Raw genomic sequence first — 17,195 nt, 5'->3', positions numbered from 1 at the left:
GATCTTTTTACCCCGAATGAAAAAGCCCGATCCGACGGGCTGTGCAAGGCAGGCCTGCACAGCCCGAACGGACCGGGCTCTTTTATAAGTGAAGCAGCTGGATTAAACCAGCTTCTCCAGCTCAGGGATGGCTTCGAACAGGTCAGCCACCAGGCCGTAGTCGGCCACCTGGAAGATCGGCGCTTCTTCGTCCTTGTTGATCGCAACGATCACTTTGGAGTCTTTCATGCCGGCCAGGTGCTGGATCGCGCCGGAGATACCGACGGCGATGTACAGCTGTGGTGCAACGATCTTGCCGGTCTGACCGACCTGCATGTCGTTGGGTACGAAACCTGCGTCGACCGCAGCGCGCGAAGCGCCAACGGCAGCGCCGAGCTTGTCGGCCAGGGCGTACAGGTGCTTGAAGTTGTCACCGTTCTGCATGCCGCGACCGCCGGAAACGACGATCTTGGCAGCGGTCAGCTCTGGACGGTCGGACTTGGCCAGCTCTTCGCCAACGAACGCCGACTTGCCCGCGTCGTGGGCAGCAGCGACGGCTTCAACGGCAGCCGAACCACCTTCGGCGGCAACGGCGTCAAAGCCGGTGGAACGCACGGTGATGACCTTGACGGCAGCGTTCGATTGCACGGTGGCAATGGCGTTACCGGCGTAGATCGGACGTTTGAAGGTGTCAGCCGATTCAACCGAGATGATCTCGGAGATCTGGTCTACGTCCAGCAGCGCGGCAACGCGCGGCAGGATGTTCTTGCCGTTGGAGGTGGCAGGTGCCAGCACGTGGCGATAGCCCTTGCCCAGCTCGGCGACCAGTGGCGCAACGTTCTCCGGCAGCTGGTGAGCGTAGGCGGCATTGTCGGCAACCAACACCTTGGCAACGCCGGCGATCTTGGCCGCAGCTTCAGCGACGCCAGCGACGTTTGCGCCTGCGACCAGCACGTGGATGTCACCACCGATCTTGGCGGCAGCAGCAACAGTGTTCAGGGTGGCCGGGGCAACGGCACCGTTTTCGTGTTCAGCGATAACCAGGATAGTCATTTAGATTACCTTCGCCTCGTTCTTCAGTTTCTCGACCAGTTCAGCAACCGACTTGACCTTGATGCCAGCGCTGCGAGCAGCCGGCGCTTCGACTTTCAGGGTCTTGTTGGTGGAGGCGGTGGAAACGCCCAGCGCGTCTGGAGTAACGGTTTCCAGCGGCTTCTTCTTGGCCTTCATGATGTTCGGCAGCGACGCGTAGCGCGGCTCGTTCAGGCGCAGGTCGGTGGTGACGATGGCTGGCAGGTTCAGCGCAACGGTCTGCAGGCCGCCGTCGATTTCACGGGTGACGTTGACCTTGTCGCCAGCGACTTCGACCTTGGAGGCGAAGGTGCCCTGGGCGTAACCGCTCAGTGCCGCCAGCATCTGGCCGGTCTGGTTGTTGTCGCTGTCGATGGCTTGCTTGCCAAGGATCACCAGCTGCGGTTGCTCTTTGTCGACCACTGCTTTGAGCAGCTTGGCCACGGCCAGCGAAGTCAGCTCTTCAGCCGATTCGACCAGGATGGCGCGGTCGGCACCCAGTGCCAGGGCAGTACGCAGTTGCTCCTGGGCAGTGGCCGGGCCGACGGTAACGACGACGATCTCGCTCGCAACGCCCTTTTCTTTCAAGCGCACGGCTTCTTCTACGGCAATTTCGCAGAAGGGGTTCATGGACATCTTGACGTTAGCAAGGTCGACGCCGGAGTTGTCCGCCTTGACGCGAACCTTGACGTTATAGTCGACCACTCGTTTGACAGCTACAAGAACCTTCATGGATTCCTCGTTACTCTCCGGTGAAAAGAATGTCGCCTGGGACAAACCCGGCGATTGCGCGTGGGTACAAGGGCACCTCTAAAAACGATCACAGGTGGACGAATTTAACCCTGACCCAGCAGTCTCGATTCGGCCTGTCAGTTGCAAAACCCGTGGGTCATTATTTGTCGTGGCGTGTAAACTCCACTACAAAGCGGGTTGTGGCGTAACTACCCTGCTTTTCGCCTGGTTTTTAGGGGTGCTCCTGCATCCGGCGGTCAGCCTACGGCGAGCGCAAAACCGCTCGTATCTTGACCGTAACGCCCAATCCGGTCAATACGGCAAACCGGTCAGCTTCAAGCCGCGCTTCTTTGATTTTACTGGGCTGGGGCAAATTCAAACAAACGTTTGTATTGGACCCCGTGAGTGGTGTAGATATAATGCGCGGCCAAGAGAAAGCGGTGTAGTCCGTCATCGCTCGAGCTACAACCCGAGCGTCTGAAAAATGACCGCCTGACACCCGCCAACAAAGAAAAACCGATGAGCCTTGAGTAGGAGAGAACCTGTGGAACGCGAATACATGGAATTCGACGTGGTCATTGTCGGCGCTGGCCCGGCTGGCCTGTCCGCCGCCTGCCGACTGAAGCAGAAGGCCGCCGAAGCCGGTAACGAAATCAGCGTCTGCGTGGTCGAGAAAGGCTCGGAAGTCGGCGCCCACATCCTCTCCGGTGCGGTATTCGAACCGCGCGCCCTGAACGAACTGTTCCCGGACTGGAAAGAGCTCGGCGCGCCGCTCAACACCGAAGTCAAACGCGACGACATCTACGTGCTCAAGGATGCTGGCAGCTCGATCAAGGTCCCCGACCTGTTCGTGCCCAAGACCATGCACAACCAAGGCAACTACATCATCTCCCTGGGCAACCTGTGCCGCTGGCTGGCCCAGCAGGCCGAGAACCTGGGCGTGGAGATCTACCCGGGCTTCGCCGCCCAGGAGGCGCTGTTCGACGAGAACGGCGTGGTCCGCGGGATCATCACCGGCGACCTGGGTGTCGACCGTGAAGGCAACCCCAAAGAAGGCCTGTACACCCCAGGGATGGAACTGCGCGGCAAGTACACCCTGTTCGCCGAAGGCTGCCGTGGCCATATCGGCAAGCAGCTGATCAAGCGCTTCAACCTCGACAGCGAGTCCGACACCCAGCACTACGGCATCGGTCTCAAGGAAATCTGGGAAGTCGATCCGGCCAAGCATGAACAGGGCCTGGTGGTGCACACCGCCGGCTGGCCGCTGGACGTGATGAGCCCCGAAAATACCGGTGGCTCGTTCCTCTACCACCTGGAAAACAACCAGGTAGTGGTCGGGCTGATCGTCGACCTGTCCTACAGCAACGCCTACCTGTCGCCGTTCGATGAGTTCCAGCGCCTCAAGCACCACCCGGTGATCAGCAAGTACCTCGAAGGGGGCAAGCGCATCAGCTACGGCGCCCGCGCCATCAGCAAAGGCGGCCTGAACTCGCTGCCGAAGATGGTCTTCAACGGTGGTGCACTGATCGGTTGCGACCTCGGCACCCTGAACTTTGCCAAGATCAAGGGCAGCCACACCGCGATGAAGTCCGGCATGCTCGCCGCCGAAGCGGTGGCCGATGCCCTGCTGGCCGGCAGCGAAGGCGGCGACCAGCTCAACAGCTACGTCGAAGCGTTCAAGGCCAGCTGGCTGCATGAAGAGCTGTTCGCCAGCCGTAACTTCGGCCCGGCCATGCACAAGTTCGGTCCGATCTTCGGCGCGGCGTTCAACTATGTCGACCAGAACTGGTTCGGCGGCAAGCTGCCGTTCACCCTGCACGACACCAAGCCGGACTATGCCTGCCTGAAGCTGGCCGCCGACTCGAAAAAAATCGACTATCCAAAACCGGATGGCAAGCTGAGCTTCGACAAGCTGAGCTCGGTGTTCCTCTCCAGCACCAACCATGAAGAAGAGCAGCCATGCCACCTGAAACTGGCTGACGCGAGCATCCCGATCGCCACCAACCTGCCGCTGTACGACGAACCGGCGCAGCGCTATTGCCCGGCCGGCGTGTACGAAGTGGTCACCCAGGAAGACGGCAGCAAGCGCTTCCAGATCAACGCCCAGAACTGCGTGCACTGCAAGACCTGTGACATCAAGGACCCTTCGCAGAACATTACCTGGGTCACCCCGGAAGGCGCCGGTGGCCCGACTTACCCGAACATGTAAGTCCGCTGGCAGCTAAAAAAAGCCCCCTCGCCGTTGTGGCCAGGGGGCTTTTTTATGCTTTGCATCAGGCCAATCTGACCTCTGCGAACAACTCAGGGTGCCCGATCAGCGGTCATTCAGCGAGTAACGATTGTCACAGCAGATGAACTCAGCAGCGTACCGCCTGATCTTCGAAGGCCAGCACCTCGCGTGCGCCGAAGTACATCGCCGTGAGCACACCCACCGCGCCCATGACCAGACAAAAGCCGACACATACCCATGGGCTCCACGGCATCAGGGCAATCAGCAGCAACGGCGTGGTGCTCGCCCACAGGGCGTAGGCAATGTTGTAGGTAAAGGAAATCCCCGACACACGGATCTGGGCCGGGAACAGCCCGACCATCACCGACGGCACCACCCCCACCACCCCACAGGCCAGGCCTGCAAGCGCATAGGCCAGCCCGGTCCAGCCCCAACCACTGACCAGGCTGGCATAGAGACCGGCAATGCCCAGCGGCAGCAACAGGCTGTAGAACATCAGCGCCCGCCAGGCGCCGATACGGTCGACCAGCAAACCCGCCAGCACACAACCGATGTTAAGGAAGACGATACCCATGCTGCTCAAGGCAAAGGTGTGCCCGGCGCTCATGGCAAAACGCTGCTGCATCACCGTCGGGGTGATCACCACCAGCACCACCACCGCCGACGTCAGCACGCACGTCAGCAACGCAGCCGGAATCAATGCGCGGCGATGGTCACGCAGGACGGTACGCAGCGGAAAGGCCGGCGGCTGCTCACGTTGCTCGCGCAAGGCGAGAAACACCGGCGTCTCGCTCAGCCAGCGGCGCAGCCACACACCAATCACGCCAAACACACCGCCGAGCAGGAACGGGTAGCGCCAGGCGTAATCGAGAATTTCCTGCGGGCTGAACAGCTGCGCCAGCGCCGTCGCAGTCAAGGCGCCCAGCAGGTAGCCGAACGTCAGCCCCGCTTGCAGGAAGCCCAGGGCATAGCCGCGCCGCCCGGGCGGCGCATGCTCGGCGACGAAGGTCCAGGCGCTCGGTACCTCGCCGCCCACCGCTGCCCCTTGCAGGATACGCAAGGCCAGCAGGATCAGCGGCGCCGCATAGCCGATATCGGCGTAGGTCGGCATGACACCGATCAGCAGGCACGGCAGGGCCATCATCAGGATGCTCAAGCTGAACACCCGCTTGCGCCCCAGATGATCGGCAAAATGGGCCATCAGGATGCCGCCCAGCGGCCGCGCCAGGTAGCCGGTGACGAAGATCCCGAAGCTCTGCAGCAAGCGCAGCCATTCGGGCATCTGCGGCGGGAAGAACAGCTGGCTCAAGGTCAGGGCGAAGAACACGAAAATGATGAAATCGTAGATCTCCAGCGCCCCGCCCAACGCCGCCAGGCTCAGGGTCTTGTGATCGCGGCGCGACAGCTGCAACGGGCGTGCAGGGTCAGTGGCAGTCATAGAGGTATCCGCAAATGAACAGAAGCCGGCGCGACCGGGCGCCAGGGCAAACGCAAGAGGATAGCAAATGCCGACCGACCGTACCCAGCGCAAAGGCCGGGACAGGCCTAGGACTGACGGGAAAACGCGGTCTGGGCGAAGTTCATCCGCCGCGGGGCATAGCCCTGGTTGGCAGCGCGCTCGGCAACGGCGGGCAAGCGCCCAAGCACCTGCGGCGAATCGATGATGTTCATGAAGGACTGGATGGTTTCGTTGTCCGGGACCTTGGGCAGGCTGACGCTCACTGCCCGGCGCTGGCTGTCAGGAATGGCGGGGATCTTCAAATGCTGCGATTCATACAACAACGCGTGCTGAATCAACGGGTTGACCTGGCAAAAGCGCTCGAGGTCGACCCCGGCATGGCTGGCCAGGTCGATATTGCCCAGCAGCAGGTTGAACGGTTGCAATGCACTTTGCACCAGGCGCTGCAGATCTTCGAAACTCTCGACCGGGGCGATGCGGTAGTAGCCCATGCCATTGAGCATGCGCTCCAGTTGCAGCAACTGCATCGGGTGTTCGTCGGCGATCAGTATTCGCAGCGATTTGTTCGGCATTGTCTATGACCAAGGCAAACAGCGTTAGCGATGTTCCTTGACCATACTGCGCCACTCATCAATTGCAGGCTATTGGCGAGCACCCGCCAGATAAAGGGTCTGTATTGATAGTTGTCGGGAATCGGGCAGAAATCAAGCAACGTCACCACGAATTTTTCACATCCGCCCCGCGCCTGGCCTTACTGCGACTCCCATTCGCGCATCCGCACCCGGCAATGTTTCATGGCATTGACAATGTGTTTTTCCACCAGACTGCGCGAGATACCCAGGCGCTCGGCAATCTGCGGGTGCGACAGGCCATCGAGCTTGCGCAGCAGGAAACACTCGCGACAAGGCTGGCTGAGCTCGGCCAGGGCACGCTGCATCAGGTCCAGGCGCTGGTTGAGGTCCATGCTCTGGGACGGCGCCGGAGAAAAGAAACGCTCATCGGTATCGAGCACTTCAAGTGGCTCGGCCTGGCGCAGCAGCCCGCGCCGATGACCGTCGATCACCAGGTTCAGGGCCGTACGGTAGAGAAACGCGCGCGGATGCTCTATGTCATTCCCGCCAGTGCGCTCCAGTACCCGGATATAGGCATCGTGGGCAACGTCTTCAGCGGCCTGCCGGTTACCCAGGCGGGCACAAAGGAAACTCACCAGTTCGCGATAGTAGCTTTCCAACACAACACCTGGCCGCGACATCTGCGGGAATTCCCTTGGCTCTGGGTTAAGCGGGTCTGAATGATGGCAGAATGCAATAATACAAATTATAATTATTCTCAGCAAGCACCTCGCACCCCGGTAAATTCCAACGCCTTCACCTCGTTTACCTGGGAGCCTCCCGTGCCTGTCGAGTCATACCGCCAGGGTGAAGTCACGGGCCCTACCTTCTGGCTGGAACCCCTGCATGAGACGTTCTTCCACTCGCCGCCGCGCGGCCCTCTACAGCCTCGGCCTGCTAAGCCTCGGCGCCCTGCTCGCCTGGACAACCCTGCCAGCCGGCAGCGACCCGCTCAGTACCGTGGCCGTCACCCGCGGGGATATCGAAAGCAGCGTCACCGCCCTGGGCACCTTGCAACCCAGGCGCTATGTGGACGTTGGCGTCCAGGCGTCCGGACAGATCCGCAAACTGCATGTGGAGGTTGGCGACCAGGTCAAGGAAGGCCAGTTGCTGGTGGAAATCGACCCTTCGACCCAGCAGGCCAAACTGGATGCCGGGCGTTTTTCGATCGAAAACCTCAACGCCCAGCTCGATGAGCAGAAGGCCCAATACCAGTTGGCCGAGCAACGGTACAAGCGCCAGCGCAACCTTGCCGCTGGCGGGGCAACCCGCGAAGAGGACTTACAAAGTGCCCAGACCCAACTCAAGGTGACCCAGGCGCGCATCGACATGTATCGCGCACAAATCCGCCAGGCCCAGGCCAACCTGCGCAGCGATGAAGCCGAGCTGGGCTACACGCGCATCTATGCACCGATGTCCGGCACCGTGGTCGCTGTCGATGCTCGCGAAGGCCAGACCCTCAACGCCCAGCAGCAGACCCCGCTGATCCTGCGCATTGCCAAATTGTCGCCCATGACCGTCTGGGCGCAGGTCTCCGAAGCCGATATCGGCCACGTGAAGCCTGGCATGACGGCCTATTTCACCACCCTGGCCGGCGGCAAACGGCGCTGGGCCAGCAGTGTGCGGCAGATTCTACCGGTGCCGCCCAAACCCCTCGATCAAACCAGCCAGGGCGGTGGCAGCCCGGCCAGTGCCAGCGGCAGTGGCGCCAGCAGCAAGGTGGTGCTCTACACCGTGCTGCTGGATGTCGACAACCCGGACAACGCATTGATGGCGCAGATGACCACCCAGGTGTTCTTTGTTGCCGGGCGCGCCAGCAAGGTGCTGACCGTGCCGGTGGCGGCACTGGATGAACACGCCGATGGCAATGACCTGCGCATCGCCCAGGTACTCGACAGCAACGGTACGGTCAACCAGCGCCAGGTGCGCACCGGATTGAGCGACCGTCTGCGGGTACAGGTGCTCGACGGCTTGACCGAAGGCGAGCGCCTGCTGATCGGCGCACCCGCCGCGAGCGGGGGTTGAATGTCCACGCCCCTGATCGAACTGCGCGATATCCGCAAATCCTATGGCGGCATCGATACGCCCAAGGTCGAGGTGGTGCGCGGTATCAGCCTGGCCATCCACCCGGGCGAGTTCGTTGCCATTGTCGGCGCCTCCGGCTCCGGCAAATCAACGCTGATGAACATCCTCGGCTGCCTGGACCGCCCCACCTCAGGCAGCTACTACTTTGCGGGCAAGGACGTTGCCGAGCTCGACACTGACGAACTGGCCTGGCTGCGCCGGGAGGCCTTTGGTTTTGTCTTCCAGGGTTACCACCTGATCGCCTCGGGCTCGGCCCAGGAAAACGTCGAAATGCCAGCGATCTATGCCGGCACCCCCGCCACCGAACGCCACGCCCGCGCCGCCGCCCTGCTCGAGCGCCTGGGCTTGGCCAGCCGCACCGGTAACCGCCCACACCAGTTGTCCGGCGGCCAGCAGCAACGGGTGTCGATCGCCCGCGCCTTGATGAACGGCGGGCACATCATCCTCGCCGACGAGCCAACCGGCGCGCTGGACAGCCAGAGCGGCGCCGAGGTGATGGCACTGCTCGACGAACTGGCCAGCCAGGGCCATGTGGTGATCCTGATCACCCACGACCGCGAAGTCGCGGCACGGGCCAATCGGGTCATCGAGATTCGAGACGGGCTGGTGCTCAGCGACTCGGCAGCGCAACAGGCCTGCCCCGAACCCGGCACTCGCGGGCTGCGGGCCGAAGACCTGCGCCAGCGCCTGAGCCAGGGCGCGACCCTGAACGGGGCCTGGAAAGGCGAGCTGGTCGAAGCCCTGCAAGCGGCCTGGCGGATCATGTGGATCAACCGCTTGCGCACCGCCCTGACCCTGCTGGGGATCGTCATCGGCGTAGCGTCGGTGGTGGTCATGCTGGCCGTCGGTGAAGGCAGCAAGCGCCAGGTCATGGCGCAGATGGCCGCCTTCGGTTCGAACATTCTTTACCTCAGCGGTAGCGCGCCGACCCTGCGCGAACCTGCCGGGGTCGTGACCCTCAATGATGTCGCCGCAGTCTCCAGCCTGCCTCAGGTGAAGATGATCATGCCAGTGATCGGCAGCAAACTGATGGTGCGCTACGGCAGCAACAACCAACAGTTCTATGTCGGCGGCAACAACACGTATTTTCCCGAGATTTTCAACTGGCCGGTGGTCGAGGGCAGTTTTTTCACCGAAGCCGACGAACAGCACGCCGCAGCCGTCGCCGTGATTGGCCAGAAAGTACGCGAAAAGCTGTTTGGCGCCAGTACCAACCCCATCGGCCACTACATCCTGGTCGAAAACGTGCCCTTCCAGGTGATTGGCATGCTCGCCGGCAAAGGCGCCAGCTCCGGGGACCAGGACAGCGACGCGCGCATCGTGGTGCCCTACTCGGCTGCGGCAATCCGCCTGTTCGGCAGCCGCGACCCGGAGTATGTGACCATTGCCGCCGCCGACTCGCGGCGCGTGGCCGACACTGAAGCGGCCATCGACCGACTGATGCGCAAACTCCACCATGGCAAGCACGACTACGAGCTGACCAACGACGCGGCGCTGATTCAGGCCGAAGCACGGACACAGAACACCTTGTCGCTGATGCTGGGTTCGATCGCCGCCATCTCCTTGCTGGTGGGTGGCATCGGGGTGATGAACATCATGTTGATGACGGTTCGCGAGCGCACCCGCGAGATCGGTATCCGCATGGCTACCGGCGCCCGCCAGCGCGACATCCTGCGTCAGTTCCTCAGTGAAGCGGTGCTGCTGTCGATGGTCGGCGGCGTGACCGGCATTGCCCTGGCGCTGTTGATTGGCGGCGTGTTGCTCCTGGCCGATATTGCCGTGGCCTTCTCCTTGCCCGCCGTGCTCGGCGCCTTTGCCTGTGCAGTGATCACCGGCGTGGTGTTTGGTTTCATGCCGGCCCGCAAAGCCGCCCGCCTCGACCCGGTCAAAGCCCTAACCAGCGAATAATCCATGAACCTGCCCTGCCGTCTCAGTTTCCTCTCGATCAGTTTGGTGCTTGCCGCCTGCACGTCGACCGCCCCTACACTTTCAAGCGGCCTGCAGGCGCCAGCGCAGTGGCAAGGCCAGGCGACCAGCACCCCGCTGCCCCACGAGAACTGGTGGCGGCAATTCTCCAGCCCCGCGCTTGATCAACTGATCGAACAGGCCAGGCGCAACAGCTTCGACCTGGCCGCTGCCGCAGCGCGTATTCGCCAGGCCCAGGCTTCGGCGGTCATTGCCGGCGCGCCGTTGTTGCCCGAGCTCAAGTTCAGCCTCGATGCCAGACGCCAACGCCTGCTGCATGGCAACGGCTTCGACCAGCTCGATGCCAGCAGCCGCGAACGCACCAGCACCTCGTTCGGCACCCGCTTGAGCGCCAGCTACGAAGTGGACTTCTGGGGCGGCAAGACTGCCGCACGCGACAGCGCCCTGTTCAACCTGGATGCCAGCCGTTTCGATCGCCAGACCGTCGAACTGACCCTGCTCAGCGGCGTCGCCAACAGCTACCTGCAGAGCCTGGCCCTGCGAGAGCAGGTGCATATTGCCCGCCTCAATCTGAGTAATGCCGAGGATGTCCTGCGCCTGGTCGAAACCCGCTATCAATCCGGCTCGGCCACCGCCCTGGAACTAGCCCAGCAACGCAGCCTGGTTGCCGGCCAGCAACGCCAGGTACCACTGTTCGAGCAGCAGTTGCAGGAGGCGCGCATCACCCTGGCGACCTTGCTCGGCGAGCCAGTGCAGGCGCTGCCCGCCCTTGAAGAATCGATCACCCGCCTGAACTGGCCGCAAATCGGCAGCGGCGTGCCCAGCGAGCTGCTTAGCCGCCGTCCGGATATCGCCACTGCCGAAGCCAGCCTGGCCGCTGCCCAGGCAGACGTACGGGTAGCCCGCGCGGCGATGCTGCCGAGCCTGACCCTGGGCGCCGACCTGGGTTCAGGCGCCGATACCTTTGCCCAGGTGATGCGTAGCCCCTACTACACCTTGAGTGCCGGGTTGGCTGCGCCGATCTTCAACAACGGCCGCTTGCGCGCCGAACGCGACAAAGCCCGCGCTAAGCAGGATGAACTGCTGGAGAATTACCGCAGCAGCATCATCAACGGCTTTGCCGATGTCGAAAGGGCCATCAATGGCATCAGTGGCGTCGACCAGCAGCGCCAGTCGCAGGATGAGGAAGTGGAGCAGGCGCAGATCGCTTTCAGACTGTCTGAGCGCCGCTACCAGGCGGGTGCCGAGACCCTGCTGACAGTACTGGAAACCCAACGCACGCTGTATCAAGCCCAGGACCAGCAGGTACAACTGCGCCTGGCCCGGTTGCAAGGCAGCGTGGCGCTGTACAAGGCATTGGGTGGCGGATGGCAGGTGGTTCGCTAAATCATTGGCCTGCCTGCACAAACCCTGTGGGAGCCGGCCTTGCCGGCGATGGCCTGCAAAGCAGGCCCAATACAAGGAATCAGGAAACAATCCCGCGCAATGACAGATGCCGCGCATACCAGGGCCGTTGCGGTACCCGGCGGACCAGGTCGCCAATCTTGTCGTCCTCACCAAAAGTGATACGCAAGGCCAGCTTCATGGTCTCTACATCCATTTCCACCGACTTGCCGGGGAACATCCCTGGCGTGGTACTGCAACCATGGGTCACTGGCCCCAGCCACGGGTCATCGACTTCGACCCAGCGTCCCGGGGCAAACCACTGCACCCCATTGACCTCAAGACGCCGTACTTGCCCGGGGTTGTAGCGCTCGTGGGCCCGGAACCAGTCCTCGATGCGGTCATCGATCCAGCCGTGAAAGCCCCAGAACACCGGATTCACATGGGACGAGAACGGGTCGCCGAGAAAGTCGTTTTCTGCTCCGAACCAACGCCCGGCAAAATCGGCCGGATCACGCGCAAAGGGAACCGGAGCACCGTTGACCGGGTCACGTGGCACCGAGGCCCAGCCCATGTGCAGCCAGTCGTGCAGGTTCATCTCCAGCTCCGAACCGAACGTGCCAAGGGTCAGCTTCGACAGGTACAGCGGGTCCTGGTACTGCGACTCCCAGACCTGAAAGTTACTGCAGAACGTCTCCCCGGCCTTGATCGCCGAGACCCACTGGCCATAAGCCTCATCGCCCGGCGCCCGCCACCCGGGCGGCACGCAGTAGCCATCGTGGTTATCGTAGTAGCGGGCAAAGCCCTGGCGGTCGTGCTCGACACTGGGTTGCGGCAAGGGGAAATGCCTCCAGGAAGGCAGGTCCTGCATGGAGCGGGCAGTGCCCAGCATGTGTCGGTGCATGAACAAAAAGTCCACCCCCGAGCCATTGCGATGCTTGCGCGGGCCTCGGGCATCACGCTCCCGCTCGCGCGGGCCAGGCTGCCAGCCCAGGCCGCGCAAGGCACCGTGCTTTTCTTTCGGCAAGCGGTGCCACTTGTCACGGGTGGCATGCCAGAGTTGATGGAACAACCGGTGCTCGGGGCTGATCAGCCAGGCCTGCAATTGCGGTGTATAGGGCAACCGCTCACGGGCCTCGGGAAACAGACGTTTGACGGCAACGAAACGGCTGTCGGCCAGGGGCAACGCCATAGAACGATCCAGCGGCTGCAAGCGGCCACTGAGGGTACCGCTGCCGGCATTGCCGAAGTTGCCCCAGACTTCATCCAGGCTCGCCGAACATTCGTAGCCCGGCCCACCCAGGTTGCTCATCAGTCGCCAGCGCACCGTGGCCGTAGAGGCCGCCAGCAAGTCACCCAGCACCCGGTAAGCTGCCGGCCCATCACTGCGCAGGACGCTTTCGCGATCGACATATCCGCGCAGGCCACGGCCCTTGGTGGCGACGTCCAGGTACATCAGCACGCCTTCGCGAGGTAAGCCGGCCAGGCCGCCATCGACACCGTCAAAGCGCAGCTCCCAGACCCCACGCAACTGATCGGCCAATTGCTGGCCAGCGCTATCGGCCAGCTCGACGCTGGCCTCGCCGGGGGTCACGATATCGTCCTCGGGATCATGGGTCAGTTGCTTGTGCGCATAGTAGGCGGCTGGCACCGTCGCGCCCGCCACTGCCAGACCAGCTATGAATCCTCGTCGCGAAATCGTCATCGTCCTACCCGTATCAGCCATGAAGCAGGCTTTATCCAAGCTAGGACGTATCCTGAAAGGGTAAATTTAAGGTTCTTCACGGAATCCTGGGGGGCTAGGATCCTTGGCTTGGCTTGTTCCGGCTGCGAGCTTATCCATTTGCTGTGGCGCCGCTGCCAGCAGCGGCGCCACACCGAATGGATAAGCCCGCAACCTCAGCATCCCAACCCAAGGATCATAGTCCCCAGGACTCCGTGAAGAATCATAAAAAAGCCCGGTGCACTGCACCTGGCTTTTTTCCATAACGGAAGTTTACAAGCTCGCCACCGCCGCGCCGACGGCACGGGCAAACCGTCCGGCCACTTCATCGACTTGCTCAGCGGTGATGATCAGCGGCGGCAGGAAGCGCACCACCGCCCCCTGACGACCACCCAATTCGAGGATCAAACCGCGCTTGAGGCATTCACGCTGCACCAGCGGTGCCAGACGCGGGCAGACTGGCGGATGCCCTTGGGTATCGAGCCGGCCATTGGGATCGACCAGCTCGACACCCAGCATCAAGCCACGGCCACGGATGTCGCCCAACTGCGGGAAGTCTTGCTGCAGACGCCGCAGATGGCCGGCTAGACGCTCACCCATTGCCTCGGCGTGCGCACACAGGTCATGCGCCTTGAGGAAATTGATCACCGCCGAGCCTGCGGCCATGGCCATCTGGTTACCCCGGAAGGTGCCGGCATGCGCCCCTGGCTGCCAGGTGTCCAGCCATTGGCGGTAAACCACCACCGCCAGCGGCAGGCTACCGCCAATGGCCTTGGACAGCACCACGACGTCAGGGGTGATGCCCGCGTGCTCGAATGCGAACATCTTGCCAGTGCGGGCAAAGCCGCTCTGAATCTCATCGACGATAAGCGCTACACCGGCTTTTTCAGTGATACGCCGCACACCGCGTAGCCACTCGATATCCGCCGGAATCACCCCGCCTTCGCCCTGGACCACTTCAACGATCACCGCCGCCGGCAATTGCACGCCGCTTTCCGGGTCGCTCAGCAGGTTTTCCAGGTAGTGCAGGTTGACCTTCACACCCGCCTCGCCGCCCAAGCCAAAAGGGCAACGGTAGTCATAAGGGTACGGCAGGAACTGCACGCCATTGGCCAGCAGGGCCGCCAGCGGTTTCTTCGGCCCCAGGCTCCCCATCAGGCTCAGCGCCCCTTGGGACATGCCATGGTAGCCACCCTGGAACGACAGTACGGTGTTGCGCCCGGTGGCGGTGCGGACCAGTTTCAGCGCCGCTTCCACCGCATCGGTGCCGGTCGGCCCGCAGAACTGGATTTTCGCTTCGCTGCGCAGTTGCTCAGGCAGCAGGCTGAACAGGTCCTGGACGAACTGGTCCTTGACCGGCGTAGTCAGGTCCAGGGTATGCAGCGGCAGTTCATCGGCCAGCACTTGCTGGATCGCTTCGATCACCACCGGGTGGTTATGGCCCAGGGCCAGGGTGCCGGCACCGGCCAGGCAGTCGATGAACTGACGCCCTTCGACGTCCTCGACATAGAGGCCACGGGCACGCTTGAGCGCCAGCGGGATACGCCGCGGGTAGCTGCGGGCATTGGATTCCTGCTGGTTCTGTCGGGCCAGTAACGGCGATTCGTCGAATGCGTAAAGTGTTTCAGGAGCCAGGGTGTCCGAAGACACCGGGTGCGCCTGGGCAAGGCTGATAGCGACTGACATCGGGGAAAACCCTCGCAAGCAAGCGGATGTGCCCGTCACGCGCCTGTTACCAGATGGGTGCGGGTTGTTATCGCTTGAAAAACGCTTCAGCGCCGCGAGGATTTAGCCGCTTGGCTGTCACCGCTGAGGTTTTTTTCTGGCCCGCAGTACACAGCCCCTCATTGCGCGCGTGTGCGCAATGGAATCTGCAGCAGTACCCGCAAGCCATCGCTGCGGCTGTCAAAGCGCAAGCTGCCGGCGCAGCGCTGGACGATCGCCTGGACGATGGCCAGGCCCAGCCCGCAACCGCCACTCTGGCTGTTGCGCCAGAAGCGTTCGGTCAGGTGCTCAAGGTCCTGGTCGGCAATGCCCGGGCCGTGATCGCGGACCAGGAACGCCACCCGGTCCTGCTCCACCTGCACCGCCAACTCCACGGGTGCGCTTGCGCGGGTATGCCGCAGGGCGTTGTCGAGCAGGTTGCGCAAGGCCGTCACCGCCAGCGGCGTGGGCATGCCGAGGTAGACTTGGGCCGCACCGGGTGCCAACTGCAGATCAATACGCCGGGCGTTGTCGATGCCGGTGTCCTGAATCGCCTGGCGAGCGATCTGCTCGGCATTGCATTGCAGGCCATCTTCGAACGACAGGCGACCTTCCACCCGCGCCAGCAGGAGCAATTGCTCAAGCGTCCGATGCAGGCGATCAGCGCCCTGTTCGGCATGCTCCAGCGCCTGCTCGCGGACCTCGCCGTCGGTCATCCGGGCCACCTGCAGGTGGGTCTTGATCGCGGTCAGCGGGCTGCGCAGCTCATGGGCGGCATCATCGGTCAGCCGCCGTTCGCGCTCGATGGTCTGGCCGATGCGCAGGAACAGCTGGTTCTGGGTTTCCAGCAACGGTTGCAGCTCACTGGGCAGGCCGCGCACCTGCAGCGGCTCAAGGGAATCCGGGCTGCGCCGGCGCAAGGCATCGCGCATGCGGTTGAGCGGCGCCAGGCCCTTGCCAACCCCCATCCACAGCAAACCGAGACTGCCGAGCAAGGCCATCAGCACCGGCGCCGAGGCCGCCAGCAGGATCGAACGATTCAGGGCCTCGCGCTCCTGGTGGCGGTCGGCGGTGGTGATGCGTACATCGCCATGGGCATAGGTGAAACTGCGCCAGCGCGCACCATCGATGGTCTGGTCGTGAAAACCGCTGCGCTGGTCGTCGAGGGTCTGTTCGTTGTTGTGGCTGTGGGCGAGGATTTCACCCCGCAGCGAGCTGACCTGGCAGGCCATGCCGTCGACGCTCAGTTGATCAGCGCTCAGGCGCGTGCCCTCGCCCTTGCTCGACAACGGCTGCGGCAACTGGTCGACGAGACCTGCGACCATGCGCGCCGAGGCCACCAGGCGTTGATCGAGGGAGAACATCATCTGCATGCGCAGGTCGCGCAGCATCCACGCCGCCGCCAGCACCCAGATGACGATGAAGGCGGTACCCAGGATCAGGGTCAGGCGCAAACGCAGGGTCATGGTTGCGGCTCCTGCGGCAATTGCGCCGGCCCCAGGCGATAACCCAGGCCACGCACCGTTTCGACGATACCGTTGCCCAGCTTGCGCCGCAGGTGATGGATATGCACGTTCAGGGCATTGCTCTCGACCTCGTCACCAAAGCCGTAGACGCTGTCCTTGAGCTGCTCGCTGGACAACACCCGGCCACGGTTGTGCAACAGCGCCTGCAACAGCGCCTGCTCGCGGCGCGAGAGGTCGACCGGCTGGCCGCCCAGGCAGGTTTCACGGCTGCTGGGGTCGTAGCTGAGCGGGCCGTGTTCGATGACGTTCACCGCCCGTCCGGCCGCACGGCGCAACAAGGTGTGCAGGCGTGCGGCGAGCTCGCGCAGGTCGAAGGGTTTGAGCAGGTAGTCGTCGCCACCGGCTTGCAGGCCCTCGACCCGATCGGTGACCGCATCGCGGGCGGTGAGGATCAGTACCGGCAATGAATGACCCTGCTGACGCAAGCGCTGCAGCAGCTTGAGGCCGTCTTCGTCGGGCAGGCCCAGGTCGAGCACCATGACATCGAATGCCGCGGCCTGGAGCATGGCCTGGGCCGCGCTGGCGCTGGCCACCCGGTCGACGGTCATGCCCTGGGCGGTCAGGCCGGCGCTGATGCCGCTGGCGATCAGGTCATCATCCTCGCAGAGCAATACGTGCATGGTCGGGTCTCGGTCATGAAAGGCCTTATTCAAGCCCAGGCGGATTAACCGAGGATTATGCCGCGCCAGGCCACAGCCGTCGCGGCCTTGGCGACAATCGTCAGGCGCCGGGTTAACTTTCGGTTAATCGGGCTGGGCCAAGCTTG

At 63.0% G+C, this 17,195-nt stretch carries 13 protein-coding genes; 4 read left to right on the top strand and 9 right to left on the bottom strand.

From position 1 onward, the window contains the following. Nucleotides 1–102: 102 nt before the first annotated feature. Nucleotides 103–1,032 (bottom strand): electron transfer flavoprotein subunit alpha/FixB family protein, encoded by a 930-nt coding sequence (locus tag BV82_RS08930; protein ID WP_036994403.1) that lies wholly within the window; start codon nucleotides 1,030–1,032, stop codon nucleotides 103–105. Continuing rightward, on the bottom strand, nucleotides 1,033–1,782 hold the full coding sequence (locus BV82_RS08925) for an electron transfer flavoprotein subunit beta/FixA family protein (protein WP_010224703.1): 750 nt from the start codon (nucleotides 1,780–1,782) through the stop codon (nucleotides 1,033–1,035). Nucleotides 1,783–2,326: 544 nt separating this feature from the next. On the opposite strand from BV82_RS08925, the gene BV82_RS08920 reads away from it, so the two are divergent. Then, nucleotides 2,327–3,991, top strand: coding sequence for an electron transfer flavoprotein-ubiquinone oxidoreductase (locus BV82_RS08920; RefSeq protein WP_036994401.1), 1,665 nt, complete (start codon nucleotides 2,327–2,329; stop codon nucleotides 3,989–3,991). Nucleotides 3,992–4,139: 148 nt separating this feature from the next. On the opposite strand, the gene BV82_RS08915 is transcribed toward BV82_RS08920, so the two are convergent. From BV82_RS08915 to BV82_RS08905, 3 genes are all read right to left on the bottom strand, one after another. After that, nucleotides 4,140–5,450, bottom strand: a complete 1,311-nt coding sequence (locus BV82_RS08915) for an MFS transporter (RefSeq protein ID WP_036994399.1) — start codon at nucleotides 5,448–5,450, stop codon at nucleotides 4,140–4,142. Between the two features lie 107 nt (nucleotides 5,451–5,557). Further along, nucleotides 5,558–6,043, bottom strand: a complete 486-nt coding sequence (locus BV82_RS08910) for a hypothetical protein (RefSeq protein ID WP_010224707.1) — start codon at nucleotides 6,041–6,043, stop codon at nucleotides 5,558–5,560. Nucleotides 6,044–6,222: 179 nt separating this feature from the next. Then, nucleotides 6,223–6,702, bottom strand: a complete 480-nt coding sequence (locus BV82_RS08905; RefSeq protein WP_010224708.1) for a sigma-70 family RNA polymerase sigma factor — start codon at nucleotides 6,700–6,702, stop codon at nucleotides 6,223–6,225. Nucleotides 6,703–6,928: 226 nt separating this feature from the next. Between BV82_RS08905 and BV82_RS08900 the strand changes: the two genes are divergently transcribed. The 3 genes from BV82_RS08900 to BV82_RS08890 are packed head-to-tail and all read left to right on the top strand — an operon-like array spanning nucleotide 6,929 to nucleotide 11,479. Then, nucleotides 6,929–8,107: an efflux RND transporter periplasmic adaptor subunit gene (locus tag BV82_RS08900; protein WP_036994398.1), complete on the top strand. Its 1,179-nt coding sequence runs from the start codon at nucleotides 6,929–6,931 to the stop codon at nucleotides 8,105–8,107. Next, nucleotides 8,108–10,075 (top strand): MacB family efflux pump subunit, encoded by a 1,968-nt coding sequence (locus tag BV82_RS08895; RefSeq protein ID WP_036994396.1) that lies wholly within the window; start codon nucleotides 8,108–8,110, stop codon nucleotides 10,073–10,075. Nucleotides 10,076–10,078: 3 nt separating this feature from the next. Next, nucleotides 10,079–11,479, top strand: coding sequence for an efflux transporter outer membrane subunit (locus BV82_RS08890; RefSeq protein ID WP_010224711.1), 1,401 nt, complete (start codon nucleotides 10,079–10,081; stop codon nucleotides 11,477–11,479). A 79-nt stretch (nucleotides 11,480–11,558) separates the two neighbouring features. Here the strand turns inward: BV82_RS08890 and pvdP are convergent, their stop codons facing one another. The 4 genes from pvdP to BV82_RS08870 all read right to left on the bottom strand — a co-directional run bounded on the left by pvdP (nucleotide 11,559) and on the right by BV82_RS08870 (nucleotide 17,049). Beyond that, nucleotides 11,559–13,181 carry a pyoverdine maturation tyrosinase PvdP gene (gene pvdP / locus BV82_RS08885; protein WP_026001406.1) on the bottom strand — a complete coding sequence of 541 codons (1,623 nt, stop codon included), beginning with the start codon at nucleotides 13,179–13,181 and terminating at the stop codon, nucleotides 11,559–11,561. 291 nt (nucleotides 13,182–13,472) lie between these two features. Next, complete coding sequence (locus BV82_RS08880; RefSeq protein WP_036994395.1) at nucleotides 13,473–14,885, bottom strand: aspartate aminotransferase family protein; 1,413 nt, start codon at nucleotides 14,883–14,885, stop codon at nucleotides 13,473–13,475. 158 nt (nucleotides 14,886–15,043) lie between these two features. Beyond that, nucleotides 15,044–16,369, bottom strand: coding sequence for an ATP-binding protein (locus BV82_RS08875; protein WP_036994394.1), 1,326 nt, complete (start codon nucleotides 16,367–16,369; stop codon nucleotides 15,044–15,046). Next, entirely contained in the window at nucleotides 16,366–17,049 is a 684-nt protein-coding gene (locus BV82_RS08870) for a response regulator (protein WP_010225961.1), read from the bottom strand. Before BV82_RS08870 ends, BV82_RS08875 begins: the two co-directional genes overlap by 4 nt. Between the last annotated feature and the right edge of the window lie 146 nt (nucleotides 17,050–17,195).

Origin of the sequence: Pseudomonas donghuensis (assembly GCF_000696345.2) — a bacterium.
GTDB lineage: Bacteria > Pseudomonadota > Gammaproteobacteria > Pseudomonadales > Pseudomonadaceae > Aquipseudomonas > Aquipseudomonas donghuensis.
The sequence above is the reverse complement of the archived record's forward strand: the minus strand, read 5'-3'. Positions and strand labels throughout refer to the sequence as shown.

Excerpts from the sequence above, each read along its gene's own strand:
- BV82_RS08880 (WP_036994395.1), bottom strand. The coding sequence starts at position 14,885 with ATGTCAGTCGCTATCAGCCTTGCCCAGGCGCACCCGGTGTCTTCGGAC.
- BV82_RS08900 (WP_036994398.1), top strand. The coding sequence starts at position 6,929 with ATGAGACGTTCTTCCACTCGCCGCCGCGCGGCCCTCTACAGCCTCGGC.
- pvdP (WP_026001406.1), bottom strand. The coding sequence starts at position 13,181 with ATGACGATTTCGCGACGAGGATTCATAGCTGGTCTGGCAGTGGCGGGC.
- BV82_RS08875 (WP_036994394.1), bottom strand. The coding sequence starts at position 16,369 with ATGACCCTGCGTTTGCGCCTGACCCTGATCCTGGGTACCGCCTTCATC.
- BV82_RS08870 (WP_010225961.1), bottom strand. The coding sequence starts at position 17,049 with ATGCACGTATTGCTCTGCGAGGATGATGACCTGATCGCCAGCGGCATC.
- BV82_RS08930 (WP_036994403.1), bottom strand. The coding sequence starts at position 1,032 with ATGACTATCCTGGTTATCGCTGAACACGAAAACGGTGCCGTTGCCCCG.
- BV82_RS08925 (WP_010224703.1), bottom strand. The coding sequence starts at position 1,782 with ATGAAGGTTCTTGTAGCTGTCAAACGAGTGGTCGACTATAACGTCAAG.
- BV82_RS08895 (WP_036994396.1), top strand. The coding sequence starts at position 8,108 with ATGTCCACGCCCCTGATCGAACTGCGCGATATCCGCAAATCCTATGGC.
- BV82_RS08910 (WP_010224707.1), bottom strand. The coding sequence starts at position 6,043 with ATGCCGAACAAATCGCTGCGAATACTGATCGCCGACGAACACCCGATG.
- BV82_RS08915 (WP_036994399.1), bottom strand. The coding sequence starts at position 5,450 with ATGACTGCCACTGACCCTGCACGCCCGTTGCAGCTGTCGCGCCGCGAT.
- BV82_RS08890 (WP_010224711.1), top strand. The coding sequence starts at position 10,079 with ATGAACCTGCCCTGCCGTCTCAGTTTCCTCTCGATCAGTTTGGTGCTT.